The 17848-nt window shown below is 64.2% G+C and carries 10 protein-coding genes; 6 read left to right on the top strand and 4 right to left on the bottom strand.

Annotated features, from left to right (window positions below; genetic code table 11):
* Positions 1-18 precede the first annotated feature (18 nt).
* On the top strand, positions 19-2178 hold the full coding sequence (locus tag VC352_RS03395; protein ID WP_322978179.1) for a type I secretion system permease/ATPase: 2160 nt from the start codon (positions 19-21) through the stop codon (positions 2176-2178).
* A 10-nt stretch (positions 2179-2188) separates the two neighbouring features.
* Positions 2189-3547, top strand: a complete 1359-nt coding sequence (locus tag VC352_RS03400; protein WP_322978180.1) for an HlyD family type I secretion periplasmic adaptor subunit — start codon at positions 2189-2191, stop codon at positions 3545-3547.
* Positions 3548-3554: 7 nt separating this feature from the next.
* Here VC352_RS03400 and ligA read toward each other — a convergent pair whose 3' ends face one another.
* From ligA to VC352_RS03420, 4 genes are all read right to left on the bottom strand, one after another.
* Positions 3555-5915, bottom strand: coding sequence for an NAD-dependent DNA ligase LigA (gene ligA / locus VC352_RS03405; protein WP_322978181.1), 2361 nt, complete (start codon positions 5913-5915; stop codon positions 3555-3557).
* 59 nt (positions 5916-5974) lie between these two features.
* The gene (gene zipA, locus VC352_RS03410; protein ID WP_322978182.1) at positions 5975-6796 is read right to left on the bottom strand and encodes a cell division protein ZipA; all 822 of its coding nucleotides are present in this window, start codon (positions 6794-6796) and stop codon (positions 5975-5977) included.
* Positions 6797-7009: 213 nt separating this feature from the next.
* Positions 7010-10498, bottom strand: coding sequence for a chromosome segregation protein SMC (gene smc / locus VC352_RS03415; RefSeq protein WP_322978183.1), 3489 nt, complete (start codon positions 10496-10498; stop codon positions 7010-7012).
* Between the two features lie 6 nt (positions 10499-10504).
* Positions 10505-11164 carry a GntR family transcriptional regulator gene (locus VC352_RS03420; protein WP_322978184.1) on the bottom strand — a complete coding sequence of 220 codons (660 nt, stop codon included), beginning with the start codon at positions 11162-11164 and terminating at the stop codon, positions 10505-10507.
* A gap of 228 nt (positions 11165-11392) precedes the next feature.
* Between VC352_RS03420 and VC352_RS03425 the strand changes: the two genes are divergently transcribed.
* From VC352_RS03425 to xdhC, 4 genes are all read left to right on the top strand, one after another.
* A complete protein-coding gene (locus VC352_RS03425) occupies positions 11393-12532 on the top strand; it encodes an alkane 1-monooxygenase (RefSeq protein WP_322978185.1) in 1140 nt (379 codons plus the stop codon).
* 299 nt (positions 12533-12831) lie between these two features.
* The gene (gene xdhA, locus VC352_RS03430) at positions 12832-14271 is read left to right on the top strand and encodes a xanthine dehydrogenase small subunit (protein WP_322978186.1); all 1440 of its coding nucleotides are present in this window, start codon (positions 12832-12834) and stop codon (positions 14269-14271) included.
* A 17-nt stretch (positions 14272-14288) separates the two neighbouring features.
* Positions 14289-16652, top strand: a complete 2364-nt coding sequence (gene xdhB, locus VC352_RS03435; protein WP_322978187.1) for a xanthine dehydrogenase molybdopterin binding subunit — start codon at positions 14289-14291, stop codon at positions 16650-16652.
* Positions 16653-16979: 327 nt separating this feature from the next.
* Complete coding sequence (xdhC, locus tag VC352_RS03440; RefSeq protein ID WP_322978188.1) at positions 16980-17825, top strand: xanthine dehydrogenase accessory protein XdhC; 846 nt, start codon at positions 16980-16982, stop codon at positions 17823-17825.
* Positions 17826-17848 lie beyond the last annotated feature (23 nt).

The following is a 17848-nucleotide window of genomic DNA, read 5'->3' on the forward strand; positions in this document are numbered from 1 at the left end:
CGGCTGCAGGAGTCGTACATGACCACGATGGAACGGCCGATACCGGCCAGCGATCCCCGCCTCAGTCACGATGATCCCTTGCTCGATGGCCTGTTGATCCTCTGCAAGCTGCATGACTGCAAGGCCAGCCGTGGCAGCCTGACGGCGGGGCTGCCCTTGCCGGCACAACGCCTCACGCCCGACCTGCTCGACCGCGCCGCCGCGCGGGCCGGCCTGCAGGGGCGCCTGCTGCAACGCGAACTCGCCAGCATTTCCGCCCTCAATCTGCCGGTGCTGCTGCTGCTCAGAAATGGCCGCAGCGCCGTGCTGCGCCAATGGGGGCCGAAGCAGCAGGCGCAGATCCTGCCGTGTGAAACGGACGGCGGCGAACAGTGGGTCAGCCATGAACAGCTGGCCGCCGAGTACAGCGGCCAGGCCTTCTTCGCCCGCCCCCGGCACGAGCTGGAGGAAGCCCGCACGCCGCTGGTGCCGCGCATCGAAGCCTGGTTCCGCGACACCCTCAAGCTGTCGCGCTGGCTCTACACCGATGCCGTGCTGGCCAGCCTGCTGATCAACCTGCTGGGCCTGATGGTGCCGCTGTTCGTCATGCAGACCTACGACCGCGTGGTGCCCAACCAGGCCACCTCGACGCTCTGGGTGCTGGCCATCGGTCTGCTGGTTGGCACCGGCTTCGAACTGCTGCTGAAAGTCTTGCGCGCGCACCTGCTCGACACCGCCGGCAAGAAGACCGACGTGGTGCTCTCGGCCACCCTGTTCGAGCGCATCACCGGCATGTCGATGAAGGCGCGTCCGGCCACCATCGGCGGCTTCGCTCAGAGCATCCACGACTTCCAGGGTCTGCGCGACTTTCTCACCGCCGTGACCCTGACCAGCCTGATCGACTTGCCTTTCTCCCTGCTGATGCTGCTGGTCATCGGCCTGATCGGCGGCCCGCTGGTGGTCATCCCGGTGCTGGCCTTCCCCATCACCATCCTGTTCGCCTGGATCATCCAGGTGCGCCTGCGCGACACGGTGCAGAAGAGCCTGCAACTCGGCTCGCAGCGCCAGGCCCTGCTGATCGAGACCCTCAGCGGGCTGGAGATGCTCAAGGTGTGCGGCGCCGAGAGCGAGCGCCAGCACCAGTGGGAGCAGACCCACGGCGCCCTCACCCGCCTGGACGGCCACGCCAAGTTCCTCGCCTCGCTGGCCACCAACGGCACCCTGTTCCTGCAGCAGTTCGCCGGCATGGCCATCATCATCGCCGGGGTCTACTCGATCATCGCCGGCCACCTCAGCGTTGGCGCGCTGGTCGCCTGCTACATGCTCGGCAGCCGCATCCTCGCCCCACTGGGGCAGATCGCCGGGCTGATCACCCGTTACCAGCAGGCGCGCCTGACCATGACCAGCACCGATGCGCTGATGGCCCTGCCGCAGGAGCGCCAGGACAAGCAGCGCCCGCTGGATCGCACCCAGCTCAAGGGCGCGCTGGACGTGCGCCAGATCAGCTTCGCCTACCCTGGCCAGAGCACGCCGGCGCTGAGCAACGTCAGCCTGCGACTGGGCGCCGGCGAACGCCTTGGCATCATCGGCCGCAGCGGCTCGGGCAAGAGCACCCTGGCGCGCCTGCTGATGGCCTTCTACAGCGCCGACGAGGGGCAGATCCTGCTGGACAACCTCGACCTGCGCCAACTGGACGTCGCCGACCTGCGCCACCAGATCGGCTACGTCGCCCACGACCTGCCGCTGCTGTCGGGCAGCCTGCGCGACAACCTCACCCTCGGCGCGCGCTACATCAGTGATGCGCGCATGCTTGAAGTCGCCGAGCTGACCGGCGTGGTCGAACTGGCGCGCCAGCATCCACAGGGTTTCGACCGTCCGGTGGGCGAGCGCGGCCAACTGCTCTCCGGCGGCCAGCGCCAGGCCGTACTGTTGGCACGTGCGCTGCTGCTCGACCCGCCGATCCTGGTGCTCGACGAGCCCACCAGCGCGATGGACAACACCAGCGAAGACCAGTTGCGCCAGCGCCTGCACAAATGGGTGCAGGGCAAGACGCTGATCCTCATCACCCACCGCGCCTCCATGCTCAGCCTGGTCGACCGCTTGGCCGTGCTGGACAACGGCCGGGTGGTGGCTGACGGGGCGAAGGAGTCGGTGATCGAAGCCTTGCGCAAGGGCCGCGTCGGCCCGGCCAGCCTGTAGGAGCCACGCCATGCAAGCCAATCCCAGCCTCGGCAGTTACCTCGACGGCCTGCGCGAACGGCGCCAGGACACCGAGTTCATGCCGGAAGTGGAAGGCGCCATCCTGCAGGACTCGCCCTGGTTGACCCGGGCCACGGTCTGGGCAGTCAGTGCCTGCCTGCTTGCCGCACTGGTGTGGGCGCACTTCGCCGTGCTCGAAGAAGTCACCACAGGCGAAGGCAAGGCCATTCCGTCGAGCAAGGTGCAGGTCATCCAGAACCTCGAAGGCGGCATCATCAGCGAGATTTTCGTCCGCGAGGGCCAGATCGTGGACAAGGGCGATACCCTGCTGCGCCTGGACGACACGCGCTTTCTCTCCAACCAGGGCGAGACCGAGGCCGACCGCCTGGCGCTGGTCGCGCGTATCGAGCGCCTCAGCGCCGAGGCCGAGGGCCGTGCCCCGATACTGGCCGAGGAAATCATGCGTGACGCGCCACGCCTGGCCGAGGATGAACTGGCCCTGTACCGCTCGCGCCAGCAGCGCCTGCAAGGCGAGCAGCGCACCCTTGGCGAGCAGTTGCGGCAGAAGGAACAGGAGTTGGCCGAGTTCCGCTCCAAGGCCGCGCAGTACCGCTCCAGCCTCGGCCTGCTGCAACAGGAGCTGAACATGTCGCAGCCACTGGTCGCCTCGGGCGCCATCGCCGAGGTGGAAATGCTCCGCCTGCGTCGTAGCGCGGTGGAGATGCGCGGCTCGCTGGAAGCCACCAACCTGGCCATTCCCCGCGCCGAGGCGGCCATGGCCGAGATCAAGAGCAAGATGCAGGAGTCCGAGGTGACCTTCCGCTCCGACGCCCTCAAGGAACTCAACGAGACGCGCACCCAACTGCAGAAGATCACCGCCACCAGCGTCGCCATCCAGGACAAGGTGACCCGCACCACCGTCACCTCACCGGTGCGTGGGGTGATCAAGCAGCTCAAGGTCAATACCATCGGCGGCGTGGTACAGCCGGGCAGCGACATGCTGGAAATCGTGCCGCTGGACGACAGCCTGCTGATCGAGGCCAAGGTGCGCCCGCAGGACGTGGCCTTCCTCCATCCGGGGCAGAAGGCCATGGTCAAATTCACCGCCTACGACTACACCATCTACGGCGGGCTCAAGGCCAATCTGGAACTGATCAGCGCCGACACCATCAGCGATGAGGAAGGCAACAGCTTCTACCTGATCCAGGTGCGTACCGAGAAAAGCCACCTGGGCAGCGAGGAACATCCGCTGCTGATCATCCCCGGCATGGTCGCCAGCGTGGACATCATCACCGGCGAGAAAAGCGTGCTGGCCTACCTGCTCAAGCCCGTGCTCAAGGCGCGTGCGGAGGCCATGCGCGAGCGTTGAGCGCGGGTTAAACCGTGATGCCGTAGGCCTTGAGCTGCTCGATGAACTGCGCTTCGTCGAGCACCTTGACGCCCAGCTCGCTGGCCTTGGCCAGCTTCGAACCGGCCCCGGGGCCGGCCACCACGCAATGCGTCTTGGCCGATACCGAACCGGCCACCTTGGCGCCGAGGCTTTCCAGCTTGCCCTTGGCCACGTCGCGGCTCATGACCTCCAGGGTGCCGGTCAGCACCCAGGTCTGGCCGGCCAGGGGCAGGCCTTCGGCGACCTTCTTCTCGCTTTCCCAGTGCATGCCGAAATCGCGCAACTGCTGCTCGATAGCGCGCGCACGCCGGGCATTGTCCGGGTTGTCGAAGAACTCGCGCACGGCCTTGGCCTGCTTCTCCGGCAGGGTCTGGCGCATGTCCAGCCAGTCGCCGCCGAGCACGCCGTCGAGACTGCCGAAACGCTCGGCCAGCTTCTGCGCCGCACCTGGGCCAACGCTGGGGATATTCAGCTTGTCGAGCATGCCACCCAAGGTCGCAACGGCGCTGAACTCGGCGCCCAGCTCGCCCTCTTCCTGCAACTGCAGGCCACACTCGCCCAGCAGGGCCGCGATCACCTGTTGGTTGTGCCCATCCTCGAAGAAGCTGTGGATCTCGTGCGCCACTTCCAGGCCGATATCCGGCAGGTAGGTGAGCACCTCGGGCAGGGCCTGCCGAATGCGCGCCAAGGCGCCCAGGGAACGGGCCAGCACCTTGGCGGTTTCTTCGCCGACATCAGGAATACCGAGGGCGTAGATGAAGCGCGCCAGGGTCGGCCGCTTGCTGTCTGCGATGGCCGACAGCAGCTTGTTGCTGGACACCTCGGCGAAGCCTTCCAGGCCGATGATCTGCTCGAAGTTCAGCTTGAACAGATCAGCCGGCGAGCCGATCAGCTTCTCCTCCACCAGTTGCTCGATGGTCTTGTCGCCGAGGCCTTCGATATCCATGGCGCGACGCGAGACGAAATGGATGATCGCCTGCTTGAGCTGCGCCTGGCAGCTCAGACGACCGACGCAGCGGTACACCGAACCTTCGCTGACCGATTCCTTGCCCTTGCTGCGCTTGATCAGTTGCGTGCGCTCCACGGCCGAGCCGCACACCGGGCATTGCTCAGGGATGTGCACGGGCCGCGCATCGTCCGGGCGGCGCTCGGGCACCACGGCCATGACTTGCGGGATCACGTCACCGGCGCGGCGGATGATCACCGTGTCGCCAATCATCACACCCAGGCGCGCCACCTCGTCCATATTGTGCAGAGTGGCATTGGCCACCATCACGCCCGCCACCTTGACCGGTTTGAGGCGTGCCACTGGCGTCACCGCGCCGGTACGGCCGACCTGGAATTCCACATCAAGCAGCTCGGTCAGCTCTTCCTGCGCCGGGAATTTGTGGGCAATGGCCCAATGCGGCGTGCGCGCGCGGAAGCCCAGTTGCTGCTGGTCTTCGATGGTGTTGACCTTGAACACCACGCCGTCGATGTCATAGGCCAGGCTCATGCGCCGCTGGCCGATATCGCGGTAGTAGTCCAGGCACTCTTCGATGCCCTTGGCCAGTTTCAGCTCACGGCTGATCGGGATGCCCCAGGCCTTGAGCTGCTGCAGCATGGCCACCTGGGTGCCGGGTAGCTCGCCGCTGACCTGGCCGATGCCGTAACAGCAGAATTCCAGTGGGCGGCTGGCTGTGATCTTCGGATCGAGCTGACGCAGGCTGCCTGCCGCGGCGTTGCGCGGGTTGGCGAAGGTCTTGCCACCGGCCTCGGCCTGACGCGCATTGAGTTCCTCGAAGCCGGCCTTGGGCATGAACACCTCGCCACGCACCTCCAGCACCTGCGGCCAGCCTTCGCCCTGCAGCTTGAGCGGCACGTTGCGGATGGTGCGCACGTTGGCGCTGATGTCCTCACCGGTGGCGCCATCGCCACGGGTGGCGCCACGTACCAGTTGGCCGTTCTCGTACAGCAGGCTCACCGCCAGGCCATCGAGCTTGGGCTCGCAGCTGTATTCGACCTCGGCACCGCCACCGAACAGATCACCGCCCGACAGCCCCAGACCGCTCTGCACACTGCGGTCGAAGGCGCGTAGATCCTCGTCCTCAAAAGCGTTGCCGAGGCTGAGCATCGGCACCTCATGGCGCACCTCGCCAAAGGCGCCAAGGGCCTCACCACCGACACGCTGGGTCGGCGAATCGGGCGTGACCAGTTCCGGATGCTCGGCTTCCAGCGCCTGCAACTCACGGAACAGGCGGTCGTACTCGGCATCGGGAACGCTCGGTTCGTCCAGCACGTAGTAACGGTAGTTGTGCGCGTCCAGTTCCTGGCGCAGCGCGGCGATACGTTGGGCGGCGTCGGTCATGCTCGATCTCTCAAACGAAAAGAGCAGCCTGGGCTGCTCTTTTGCAATGCGCTGGTGTATCAGCGTTTCTGGGTCAGCTGCCGGCGCTCGAACTCGACGATGCGCTGGCGGTAGTGTTCGATGGTCTGTGCGGTCATCACGCTGCGCTGGTCATCCTTCAGCTCGCCGCCTAGTTCGTGGGCCAGCTTGCGCGCGGCAGCAACCATCACGTCGAAGGCCTGCTTCGGATGACGCGGGCCAGGCAGGCTGAGGAAGAAGCTCACGGCGCGTGTGCTGAAGCCTTCGATGTCGTCGAGATCGAAGGTGCCGGGCTTGAGTGCGTTGGCCATGGAGAACAGCACCTCGCCATTGCCGGCCATGCTCTCGTGGCGATGGAAGATGTCCATTTCGCCGAAACGCAGGCCGCTTTCGAGGATGTTCTGCAGCAGTGCCGGGCCCTTGAAACCGATGTCGTCGCGAGCGACCACGTTGATCACCAGCACCTCTTCTACCGGTGCGGCATCGGCAGCCGGCTTGGCGCTCTTCTTCGGCTCGTCGATTTCGTCATCGACCGGGTTGAGCAAGGTCGGCACCGGCTCGTCGACGGCCAGGTTGAGGTCACCCTGTTGCGGCTCGTTACGTGGGCGACGCGGCAGATCCTTGGCACTCATCGACGGCAGTTCGTCTTCGTCGAACTGAGGCTCAAGATCGCGCTTGACCACACGGGGCGGGCTCAACAGATCGGGATCGCTGTCGTCATCTCCTGCATTGGCAAAACTGCGATCGAGCTTGAACTTGAGTTTGCCCTTGCCGCCCCGCATACGACGCCAGCCATCGAAAAGAATGCCAGCGATAACGATGATGCCAATAACGATCAGCCATTCGCGCAGACCGAATTCCATGAAATACCCGACCCCTAAAAAATTCTGATTAAAAAAGATCCAATCAATCGGATCGCAACTCGACTATAAAACGCGGCGTCGACAGGATGTTCGTGTGACGTTTTCCGCGTGTAACAAAAAGTGGGCAATAAGCTAGCACGACGAAAGGCAACTTTACACCGCCAGACACATCAGGTTGGGCTGGCGTTCAGCCATAACGTGATACTTCTGGCACTATGCCTCCACCATTGCCAGCGCCTCCTCGACATCCACCGCCACCAGCCGTGAGCAGCCCGGCTCATGCATGGTGACGCCCATCAACTGATCGGCCATTTCCATGGCGATCTTGTTGTGGGTGATATAGATGAACTGCACCGTTGCAGACATCTCCTTGACCAGGCGCGCATATCGACCCACGTTGGCGTCGTCCAGCGGCGCATCCACTTCGTCCAACATGCAGAACGGCGCCGGATTGAGCTGGAAGATGGAAAACACCAGTGCCAACGCAGTCAGCGCTTTCTCTCCACCGGAGAGCAAATGAATGGTGCTGTTCTTCTTGCCCGGGGGCCGCGCCATGATGGTTACACCGGTATCGAGTAAATCTTCGCCGGTGAGTTCCAAATAAGCGTTGCCGCCACCGAAAACTTTTGGAAAGAGTGCCTGCAAACCGCCATTGATCTGATCGAAAGTATCCTTGAAACGGTTGCGCGTTTCCTTGTCGATCTTGCGAATGACATTCTCCAGGGTTTCCAGCGCTTCGACCAGATCGGCGTCCTGCGCATCCAGATAGCGCTTGCGCTCGGACTGCTGCTGATACTCGTCGATGGCCGCCAGGTTGATCGGCCCGAGACGGGCGATGCGCGCGGCCATGCGCTCCAGCTCTTCTTCCCAGGCGCTCTCGCTTGCCTCGGCCGGCAGCGTGGCGATCACCCCATGCAGGTCGTAGTTGTCCTCGGCGAGCTGGTCGGCCAAGGCCTTGCGCCGTACGTTGAGCGACTGCCAGTCCATGCGCTGCTGCTCCAATTGGCTACGCAGCAGTTGCGCCTGCTGCTCGGCCTGGGTGCGGCGTTTCTCGGCATCACGCAGCTCGCGGTCGGCGTCTTCCAGCGCCAGGCGTGCCTGACGCAGTTCGTCGTCCACCGCCATACGCCGTTCGAGTAGTTCTTCGAGCTTGATGCGCAGCTCTTCCAGCGGCGCCTCGCCCTCTTCCAGATTCAGCGACAGTTGCTCGCGCCGTTCGTGCAGGCGCTCGGCCTGCATCTCCAGGCGCTCCAGTGCCTGACGGGTGGAGTCGTGCTGGGCCTTGAGCGAGCCAACGCGTACCGCCAATTGATGCGCGTGATCCTTGTGCTGACGCGCCTCCTGACGCACCCGGTCGAGGCGTTCGCGCAGGCTGTCACGGCTGGCCAGCAGGCTTTCACGCTGCTCGTTATCCAGCGCCATGGTGTCCAGTGCGTCCTGCAGTTGCAGACGCGACTCGCCCAGTTGCTCCTGCTCGATCTCGCGTTGTTCGGCCGCTTCCTGCAGCTCGTCCTGCAGACGACGACGGCGCAGGCCCAACTGCTCGGCCTTGGCCTGGCTGGCGGACAATTTTGCCTTCAACTCACTCAGTTGCCGCGCCAGCTCCTGGCCTTGGCGACGCTGCTGCTCACGCTGTTCTTCCTGAAGACGTTGTTCGTCGCGCAGCCCCAGCAGACGCTCATCCAGTTGCGCCAACGCGGCTTCGCGTTCCTCGCGCTCCAGCTGCAGGCGCTCCAGCTCCTGACCGCGTGCCAGCACGCCGCTGTCGGCTTCGGCGGCGCGGCGCACACGCAGGAAGTGCCGGCCGACCCAGTAGCCGTCGCGGCTGATCAGGCTTTCGCCTTCGGCCAATTGCGCACGGGCGGCCATCGCCTGCTCCAGCGATTCGACCGGGCGCACACCCGCCAGCCAGGGCGAGAGGTCGTGGCTTGACTCGACCTTGTCCAGCAGGCTGCCGGCACGCCGCGCACCACCGCTAGCAGGGCTGGCCAGACGCAGTTCGCCCTGCTCCAGCGCAGAGAAATCCAGGCCGGCGAAATCATCCAGCAGCACGGCCTGCAGGTCGGCACCGAGCACGGTTTCCACCGCCAGTTCCCAACCAGCCTCCACGCGCAGGCCTTCGGCCAGGCGCGGACGCTGCAGCAGGTTCTGCTCGCGTAGCCATTCGCCAGCGCCCTGCCCTGGATCGAGCGCAGCCTGTTGCAACGCCTCCAGCGACGCCAGCCGGCCGTTGAGGCGTTGCAGCTCGCCTTGCGCCTGCTGCTGGGCCTGGCCGGCCTGCTGCAGTTCCTCGCGCAGTTGCAGCAGGCGCTCGGCCTGCTGCGCTTCGGCCAGTTGCAGCGCTTCATGCTCCAACTCGCCGGCAGCAAGCTGTTCGTTCAGTTCGAGAATGGCGGCGTCTTCGGGATCAGCCGCCAGTTGCTGCAACTCTTCGTTCAGGCGGCGCTGGCGTTCGGCCAGGCGCTCCAGGCTCTGCTCCAGTTGGGCGATGCGCGACTGCTGCACCTCGGCCTGGCGGCGCGGTTCGGCGCTGCGCTGGTTGAAGCCGTCCCACTGTTCCTGCCAGCCATGCATGGCAGCTTCGGCCTCTTCCAGGCTGGCGGCAGATTCCTCGGCAGCAGCGGCTGTCATCTCCTGCTCGGGCAAGAGCATCTCCAGCTCTTCGCCCAGGGTAGCGAGCAAGGTGCGGTCGTGACCGAGGTGTGATTCGGTTTCCAGGCGCGCCTTCTCCGCCTCGCGCAGGTCGTCCTGCAACTGGCGCAGGCGCTGCTGGCCGTGCTGGATGCTCTGTTCGACGCGGGCGATATCGCCACCCACCGAGTAGAAACGGCCCTGAACCAGATTGAAGCGCTCGGAGAGTTCATGGTGACCGTCACGCAGACGCTCGATGCTGGCATCGGCACTGCGCTGCTCGGCCACCAGGGCCTCGAAGGCCACCTCCTGATCGCCGATCACCTGCTCGCGGCTGCCGACCTGCTGGTTCAACGTCTGCCAGCGCAGGGCCAGCAGTTGCGCCTTGAGCTGGCGCTCCTCGGCCTTGTATTCCTGGTACTTCTCCGCGGCCTGGGCCTGGCGGTGCAGACGCTCGAGCTGACGCTCCAACTCCTCACGCAGGTCGGTCAGGCGTGCCAGATTTTCCTGGGTGCGGCGGATGCGGTTTTCGGTCTCGCGGCGGCGCTCCTTGTACTTGGAGATGCCGGCGGCCTCTTCGATGAAGTTGCGCAGCTCCTCGGGCTTGGCCTCGATCAGCTTGCTGATCATGCCCTGCTCGATGATCGAGTAGCTGCGCGGCCCCAGGCCGGTGCCGAGGAAGATGTCGGTGATATCGCGACGGCGGCACTTGGTGCCGTTGAGGAAATAGGTGTTCTGCCCGTCGCGGGTCACCCGGCGGCGGATGGAAATTTCGGCGAAGGCCGCGTATTCGCCCACCAGCGAGTTGTCACTGTTGTCGAAGATCAGTTCGATGGAGGCTTGGGTCACCGGCTTGCGCGTGTTGGAGCCGTTGAAGATGACGTCGGTCATCGACTCGCCACGGAGGTTCTTCGCCGAGCTTTCGCCCATCACCCAGCGCACGGCATCGATGATGTTGGACTTGCCGCAACCGTTGGGCCCGACCACCGCCGCCATGTTGCTGGGGAAGCTCACCGTCGTCGGGTCGACGAAGGACTTGAAACCGGCCAGTTTGATGCTCTTCAGGCGCATCTGGGCTTACCGCTCGGCCAAAGTCGCCAGCACCAGCTGGCAGTTGTGCTGGCCGTAGGCCTCCAGCACCTGGCGGGCGCGCGCATGATCGCGGGCGATGATCGCCTGCAGCAGGCTGGCGAAGGTGCCGATGAACTGACCCATCTCGCCTTTGCGCCGCTCCAGCGCCAGGTGGTAGGTGCGGCTGATGGCCGGCAACAGGTTCTCCAGGGTTTCCTGCAGATAGGGGTTGTCGGCGAACGGAAAAGCGGCACGCATCACGTCGAAGCTGCTCTCGACGAAGGCGCCGATATCGCCGCGCTGCAGGTTTTCCAGCAGGCGCTGCTGAATGTCGATGAAGGGCGCCAGATCCGCATCCACCTGCCAGCGCTCGATCACCGCGCGCGCCAGCATGATGTACAGCTCGATGCTCAGCGCGTAGAGGCTGGTGACGTGATGCGGGGTCAGTTCGCTGACCTGGGCACCGCGACGCGGCAGGATCACGATCAGGTGACGGCGCTGGAGAATCAGCAGCGCTTCGCGCACCGAACCACGGCTGACATTGAGCGCCTGGGTAACTTTTTGCTCCTGGATGCGCTCACGTTCCTTGAGCTCACCGCGAATGATGCGTTCGGCCAGGTAATGGGCAATTTGCTCGGCGAGGCTGTCCGGGGCCTTGAACGTCATGACATTCCTTATTTGCGTCGATCCAGGGGCAGGCGGTCGAGTCTGGGAGCCCCGCCACGGCTGGGCAGGAGCGGAAAAAACTGGCGGCGAGTGTAACACAGGGTGTTACCGGGCCAAGCGCCGTCACGGGGGGCTTTCCGTCCTAAAGGTCGGGCGGCACGCGCCCCGATCGGCGCCATTCTTGTCTGACAATCTGACATAGATCAGCTCGACGCCACGGAGCCCACCATGTTCGAACGCCTGCCCTCGCATTGGATGATCGCCCTGAAAAAGGTCGGTTACTGGATCTGGTTGATTCCCGTACTCGGCATCCCGCTCAGCCACTACTGGTCGCAGGGCAGTGCCCATGCCGATGCCTGGGCCTGGCTGGTGATCAGCGTGGTCTTCGGCGTCATCCCCCTGCTGGATTTCGTCGTCGGTCGCGACCCGGCCAACCCGGACGAACGCGAGGAGGTTCCCGCCCTCGAGGCCCAGGGTTACTACCGCCTGCTGAGCCTGGCAACCGTGCCACTACTGCTGGCGATGCTGGCCTGGAGCGGCTGGGTATTCGTCAGTTATGAAGGCTGGAGCTGGGTCGGCCAACTCGGCTGGGTGCTATCGGTGGGTACGGTGATGGGCGCCATCGGTATTACCGTCTCGCACGAACTGGTGCACAAGGACTCACGGCTGGAGCAGAACGCCGGCGGCCTGCTGCTGGCGTCGGTGTGCTATGCCGGCTTCAAGGTCGAGCATGTGCGCGGCCACCATGTGCATGTCTCGACGCCGGAGGACGCCTCCTCGTCGCGCTTCGGTCAGAGCCTGTATGCCTTCCTGCCGCATGCCTACAAACACAATTTTCTCAATGCCTGGAAGCTGGAAGCAGAGCGCCTCAAGCGGCGCGGCCTGCCGGCCCTGCATTGGCGCAATGAGCTGATCTGGTGGTACGCCATCAGTGCGCTCATGCTGCTGGGTTTCACCCTCGCCTTCGGCGCGCTCGGTGCGCTGTTCTTCCTGGCTCAGGCGCTGATGGCCTTCACCCTGCTGGAGATCGTCAACTACGTCGAGCATTACGGCCTGCATCGGCGCAAACTGGACAACGGCCGCTACGAACGCACCAATCCGCATCATTCGTGGAACAGCAATTTCCTGCTGACCAACCTGTTTCTCTTCCACCTGCAACGCCACTCCGATCACCACGCCTACGCCAAGCGCCGCTACCAGGTGCTGCGCCATTTCGACGACAGCCCGCAGTTGCCCAATGGCTATGCCGGGATGATCGTGCTCGCCCTCTTCCCGCCGCTGTGGCGCGCCGTGATGGATCCCCGGGTGCGCGCCTACTACGCCGGTGAAGAACATCAACTGAGCGATTCACAGCTGACTCACTCCTGAGCGTCTCCAACCCGCCACCCCGGCAGCGCAAGCTCCCGGGGTTTTGTCATGTGCGGGCGGAACACCCCGGCCAGAGCGCCTGGTGGCACGAAAGCCGCTAGGCTGAGCGGGTGAATCCGAGCGATCTGGCCCGCACCTTCCCCCATCGAGAAGAACTGACCATCAGGTCAAATATTTGTTGACCCAAAAGTCAGAAAATTCTAGATTGCGGCCATGGCAGCCCGCGCCAGGGCCCGACGATGCGTGCAATTCCTGGCCAGCCAACCGATTCATAACAATAAAGTGCCTGGAGGTCGTCCTTGATCCAGTTTTTACTCAACCGGGAGCTGCGCACCGAGCATGTCCTGGATCCCAACGTCACCGTGCTCAACTACTTGCGTGAACACGTCGGCAAAACCGGAACCAAGGAAGGCTGCGCCTCCGGTGACTGCGGTGCCTGCACCGTGGTGGTGGGCGAGCTGATTGGCGAGCGCGTGCGCTATCGCACCCTCAACTCCTGCCTGACCTTCGTCTCCAGCCTGCACGGCAAGCAACTGATCACCGTCGAAGACCTCAAGCACCAGGGCAAGCTGCACAGCGTGCAGCAGGCGATGGTCGACTGCCATGGCTCGCAGTGCGGCTTCTGCACCCCAGGTTTCATCATGTCGCTGTTCGCGCTGCAGAAGAATTGCAACGGCTACGACAAGGGCCAAACCATGGAGGCGCTGGCCGGTAACCTGTGCCGCTGCACCGGCTACCGCCCGATCATCGATGCCGCTGAGCAGGCCTGCTGCCAGAAGCAGCCGGATCAGTTCGATGCCTTCGAAAGTGACACCATCGCCCGACTCAAGGCCATCGCCCCACGTGAAACCGCCGAACTCAACAGCGGCGACAAGCGCTGCCTGGTGCCGCTGACCGTGGCCGATCTGGCCGAACTCTACGCAGCCAACCCGGACGCGCGCCTGCTCGCCGGCGGCACCGACCTGGCCCTGGAAGTCACCCAGTTCCACCGTGAACTGCCGGTGATGATCTACGTCGGCCACATCGAAGACATGAAGCGCATCGAAGTGACCGACAGTGCTATCGAGATCGGCGCAGCGGCCGCGCTATCCGACTGCTACGAAGCGCTGGCCAGTGAATACCCGGACTTCGGCGAACTGCTGCACCGCTTCGCCTCCCTGCAGATCCGCAACCAGGGCACCCTGGGCGGCAATATCGGCAATGCCTCGCCCATAGGCGACGCCCCGCCGCTGCTGATCGCCCTCGGTGCGCAGATCGCCCTGCGTCAGGGCAACACCCTGCGCGTGCTGCCGCTGCAGGACTACTTCCTCGATTACAAGGTAACCGCGCGCCAGGACGCCGAATTCATCGAGAAGATCATCGTGCCGCGCGCCAAGGCCAATCAGACATTCCGCGCCTACAAGGTGTCCAAGCGCCTGGACGACGACATCTCCGCCGTCTGCGCGGCGTTCAACCTGAGCATCGAAGGCGGTGTGGTGCGAGATGCGCGCATCGCCTTCGGCGGCATGGCCGCCATCCCCAAACGCGCCAGTGCGTGCGAAGCGGCGCTGGTCGGCTCGACCTGGAACCTGGATGCGATCGAACGCGCCTGCGCAGCCCTGGCTGAAGACTTCACCCCGCTATCGGATTTCCGCGCCAGCAAGGAGTACCGCCTGCTCACTGCCCAGAACCTGCTGCGCAAGTTCTTCCTGGAACAGCAATCGCCCGAGGTCGAAACCCGGGTCACTGCCTACGCATAAGAGTTGGGGATAGAACCATGTCCAATCACATTCAGCACAAATCCCAGGAAGAGCTGGCCGACCTGTTCCGCGCCGGCATGACCAGTGGCGTCGGTCGCAGCATCAAGCACGAGAGCGCAGACAAGCACGTGTCCGGCGAGGCGATCTATGTCGACGACCGCCTGGAATTTCCCAACCAGCTGCACGTCTATGCGCGCCAGTCCGACCGCGCCCATGCGCGCATCCTGCGCATCGACACCGGCCCCTGCTACGCATTTCCGGGCGTGGCCATTGCCATCACCAAGGATGACGTCCCCGGCCAACTGGATATCGGCGCGGTGTTCGCCGGCGATCCGCTATTGGCCGATGGCAAGGTCGAATACGTGGGCCAGGTGGTGCTGGCGGTGGCCGCCGACAGCCTGGAAACCGCACGCAAGGCAGCCATGGCGGCGATCATCGAGTACGAGGATCTGGAGCCGGTGCTCGACGTGGTCGAGGCCTTGCGCAAGCAACATTTCGTGCTCGCCAGCCACACCCACCGCATCGGCGACTCGGCCCGCCAACTGGCCGGAGCAAAGCATCGCCTGCAGGGCACCCTGCATATCGGTGGCCAGGAACACTTCTACCTGGAAACCCAGATTTCCTCGGTGATGCCCAGCGAAGACGGCGGCATGCTGGTCTACACCTCGACGCAGAACCCTACCGAAGTGCAGAAGCTGGTCGCCGAGGTGCTCGGCGTGCCGATGAACAAGATCGTCATCGACATGCGCCGCATGGGCGGCGGCTTCGGCGGCAAAGAAACCCAGGCCGCCGGCCCGGCCTGCCTGTGCGCGGTGATAGCCCACCTCACCGGTCGCCCGACCAAGATGCGCCTGCCGCGCATGGAAGACATGAGCATGACCGGCAAGCGCCACCCCTTCTACGTCGAGTACGACGTCGGCTTCGATGACGACGGCCTGCTGCAGGGCATCGAGATGGATCTGGCCGGCAACTGCGGCTACTCACCGGATCTGTCCGGCGCCATCGTCGACCGCGCCATGTTCCACTCGGACAACGCCTACTTCCTCGGCAACGCCACCATCAACGGTCATCGCTGCAAGACCAACACCGCCTCGAACACCGCCTACCGCGGCTTCGGCGGCCCGCAAGGCATGGTCGCCATCGAGGAAGTGATGGATGCCATCGCCCGTCACCTGGGCAAGGACCCGCTGGAGGTGCGCAAGCTCAACTACTACGGCAAAACCGAGCGCAACGTTACCCACTATCACCAGACCGTCGAGCACAACGTCATCCACGAGATGACGGCCGAGCTGGAGCAAAGCAGCGATTACGCCAAGCGCCGTGAAGACATCCGCGCCTTCAACGCCAAGAGCCCGGTGCTGAAGAAAGGCCTGGCCATGACCCCGGTAAAATTCGGCATCAGCTTCACCTCCAGCTTCCTCAACCAGGCCGGCGCGCTGATCCACATCTACACCGACGGCTCGATCCACCTGAACCACGGTGGCACCGAGATGGGCCAGGGCCTCAACACCAAGGTCGCGCAGATCGTCGCCGAGGTGTTCCAGGTCGACATCGCGCGCATCCAGATCACCGCCACCAACACCGACAAGGTGCCCAACACCTCGCCGACCGCTGCCAGCAGCGGCACCGACCTCAACGGCATGGCGGCGAAGAACGCGGCCGAAACCATCAAGCAGCGCCTGGTGGATTTCCTCGTGTGCGAATACAAGGTCACCCCGGAAGACGTGGAGTTCAAAGGCAGCCAGGTGCGCGTACGCGACCACTTCCTGTCGTTCGAGGAGATGATCCAGAAGGCTTATGTCGGCCAGGTCTCGCTGTCGTCGACCGGTTTCTACCGCACTCCGAAGATTTATTACGACCGCGACAAGGCGGCTGGCCGCCCCTTCTACTACTACGCCTACGGCGTGGCCTGCGTGGAAGTGCTGGTCGACACCCTGACCGGCGAATACCGCATGCTGCGGGGCGACATCCTGCATGACGTCGGTGACTCGCTGAACCCGGCCATCGACATCGGCCAGGTCGAAGGTGCCTTCGTCCAGGGCATGGGCTGGCTGACCACCGAGGAACTGGTGTGGAACGCCAAGGGCAAACTAGAGACCTGCGGCCCGGCCAGCTACAAGATTCCCGCCATCGCCGACATGCCCATCGACCTGCGCGTGAAGCTGGTAGAGAACCGCAAGAACCCGGAAGACACCGTGTTCCACTCCAAGGCCGTCGGCGAGCCACCGTTCATGCTCGGTATCGCCGCCTGGTGCGCGATCAAGGATGCCGTGGCCAGCCTGGCCGACTACAAGGTGCAACCGCAGATCGATGCCCCGGCCACGCCCGAACGTGTGCTCTGGGGTGTGGAGCAGATGCGCAAGTTGCGACAACGAACGTAGGGTGGGCTTCAGAGCGTAGGGTGGGCTTTAGCCCACCAACTTCAATGGCGTGTATTGGTGGGCTAAAGCTCCGCCCGGCCCACCCTACGTCCTGTGCCAGATCCACCTTCTGGGCTCCGTGGGAGGGGCTTCAGCCGCGACTGTCGCCGCTGAAGCGCCTCCCACAGACAGCGAACCAATGATGAATGGGTGTAGAACAATGACAAAACACACCGAACCGAATAGTCCACCCGCTCGCCCGGCAACGGAACCGATTCTGGCCCCGTCGCCGAGCAACTGGCGCCTGCCGCGCCCGGGACAGACCACACCTTCCTGGAGACTGAGCAAATGAGCTGGATCAGCGCCCTCGCCGACCTGCAGCAACAAGGCGAAGCCTGCGTGCTGGTGACCATCATCGAGGAACGTGGCTCGACGCCGCGCAATGCCGGCTCGAAGATGGTGGTTACCGCCGAGCGCATCTTCGAGACCATCGGCGGCGGTCATCTGGAATACAAGGCCATGGAGCTGGCCCGCGAGATGCTCGCCAGCCGCAGCCAGGACACGCGCCTGGAGCGTTTCTCCCTGGGCGCCAGCCTGGGCCAATGTTGCGGCGGCGCCACCGTGCTGCTGTTTGAGCCTATGGGTCAGCCACAGGCGCAGATCGCCGTGTTCGGCGCCGGCCACGTCGGCCGCGCGCTGGTGCCGCTGCTCGCCAGCCTGCCGTGCAAGGTGCGCTGGATCGACTCGCGGGAAAACGAATTCCCCGAACACATCCACGCTGGCGTGGTGAAGATCGTCAATGACGAAGTGGTCGATGAAGTGGATAACATGCCGCCCGGCAGTTACTACATCGTCATGACTCATAATCACCAGCTCGACCTGGAGCTGACCGCAGCGATCCTCAAACGCGGCGACTTCGCCTACTACGGCCTGATCGGTTCGAAGACCAAACGCGTCAAGTTCGAGCACCGCCTGCGCGAGCGCGGCTTCGCGGATACGCTGATGGCCCGCATGCGCTGCCCGATGGGCCTGGCCGAGGTCAAAGGCAAGCTACCGGTGGAAATCGCCGTGTCCATCGCTGGCGAAGTGATCGCCACCTACAACGCCCTGCTTGGTGAAAAAAGAGCCGGCCAGGACGTGAAGAAAGGCGAGTCCAGCATCGCCAGGCTGCTGCCGGCTTCACGCCGCTCCTGATCCCCCTTTTCGCTGCGCAAAGC

Source organism: Pseudomonas sp. C11, from assembly GCF_034683865.1.
Lineage (GTDB): Bacteria > Pseudomonadota > Gammaproteobacteria > Pseudomonadales > Pseudomonadaceae > Aquipseudomonas.

Bases quoted from the DNA above. Each gene is read 5' to 3' on its own strand.
- zipA (WP_322978182.1), bottom strand. From the start codon at position 6,796: ATGGAATTCGGTCTGCGCGAATGGCTGATCGTTATTGGCATCATCGTT.
- xdhC (WP_322978188.1), top strand. From the start codon at position 16,980: ATGAGCTGGATCAGCGCCCTCGCCGACCTGCAGCAACAAGGCGAAGCC.
- VC352_RS03420 (WP_322978184.1), bottom strand. From the start codon at position 11,164: ATGACGTTCAAGGCCCCGGACAGCCTCGCCGAGCAAATTGCCCATTAC.
- VC352_RS03425 (WP_322978185.1), top strand. From the start codon at position 11,393: ATGTTCGAACGCCTGCCCTCGCATTGGATGATCGCCCTGAAAAAGGTC.
- VC352_RS03395 (WP_322978179.1), top strand. From the start codon at position 19: ATGACCACGATGGAACGGCCGATACCGGCCAGCGATCCCCGCCTCAGT.
- xdhB (WP_322978187.1), top strand. From the start codon at position 14,289: ATGTCCAATCACATTCAGCACAAATCCCAGGAAGAGCTGGCCGACCTG.
- ligA (WP_322978181.1), bottom strand. From the start codon at position 5,915: ATGACCGACGCCGCCCAACGTATCGCCGCGCTGCGCCAGGAACTGGAC.
- VC352_RS03400 (WP_322978180.1), top strand. From the start codon at position 2,189: ATGCAAGCCAATCCCAGCCTCGGCAGTTACCTCGACGGCCTGCGCGAA.
- smc (WP_322978183.1), bottom strand. From the start codon at position 10,498: ATGCGCCTGAAGAGCATCAAACTGGCCGGTTTCAAGTCCTTCGTCGAC.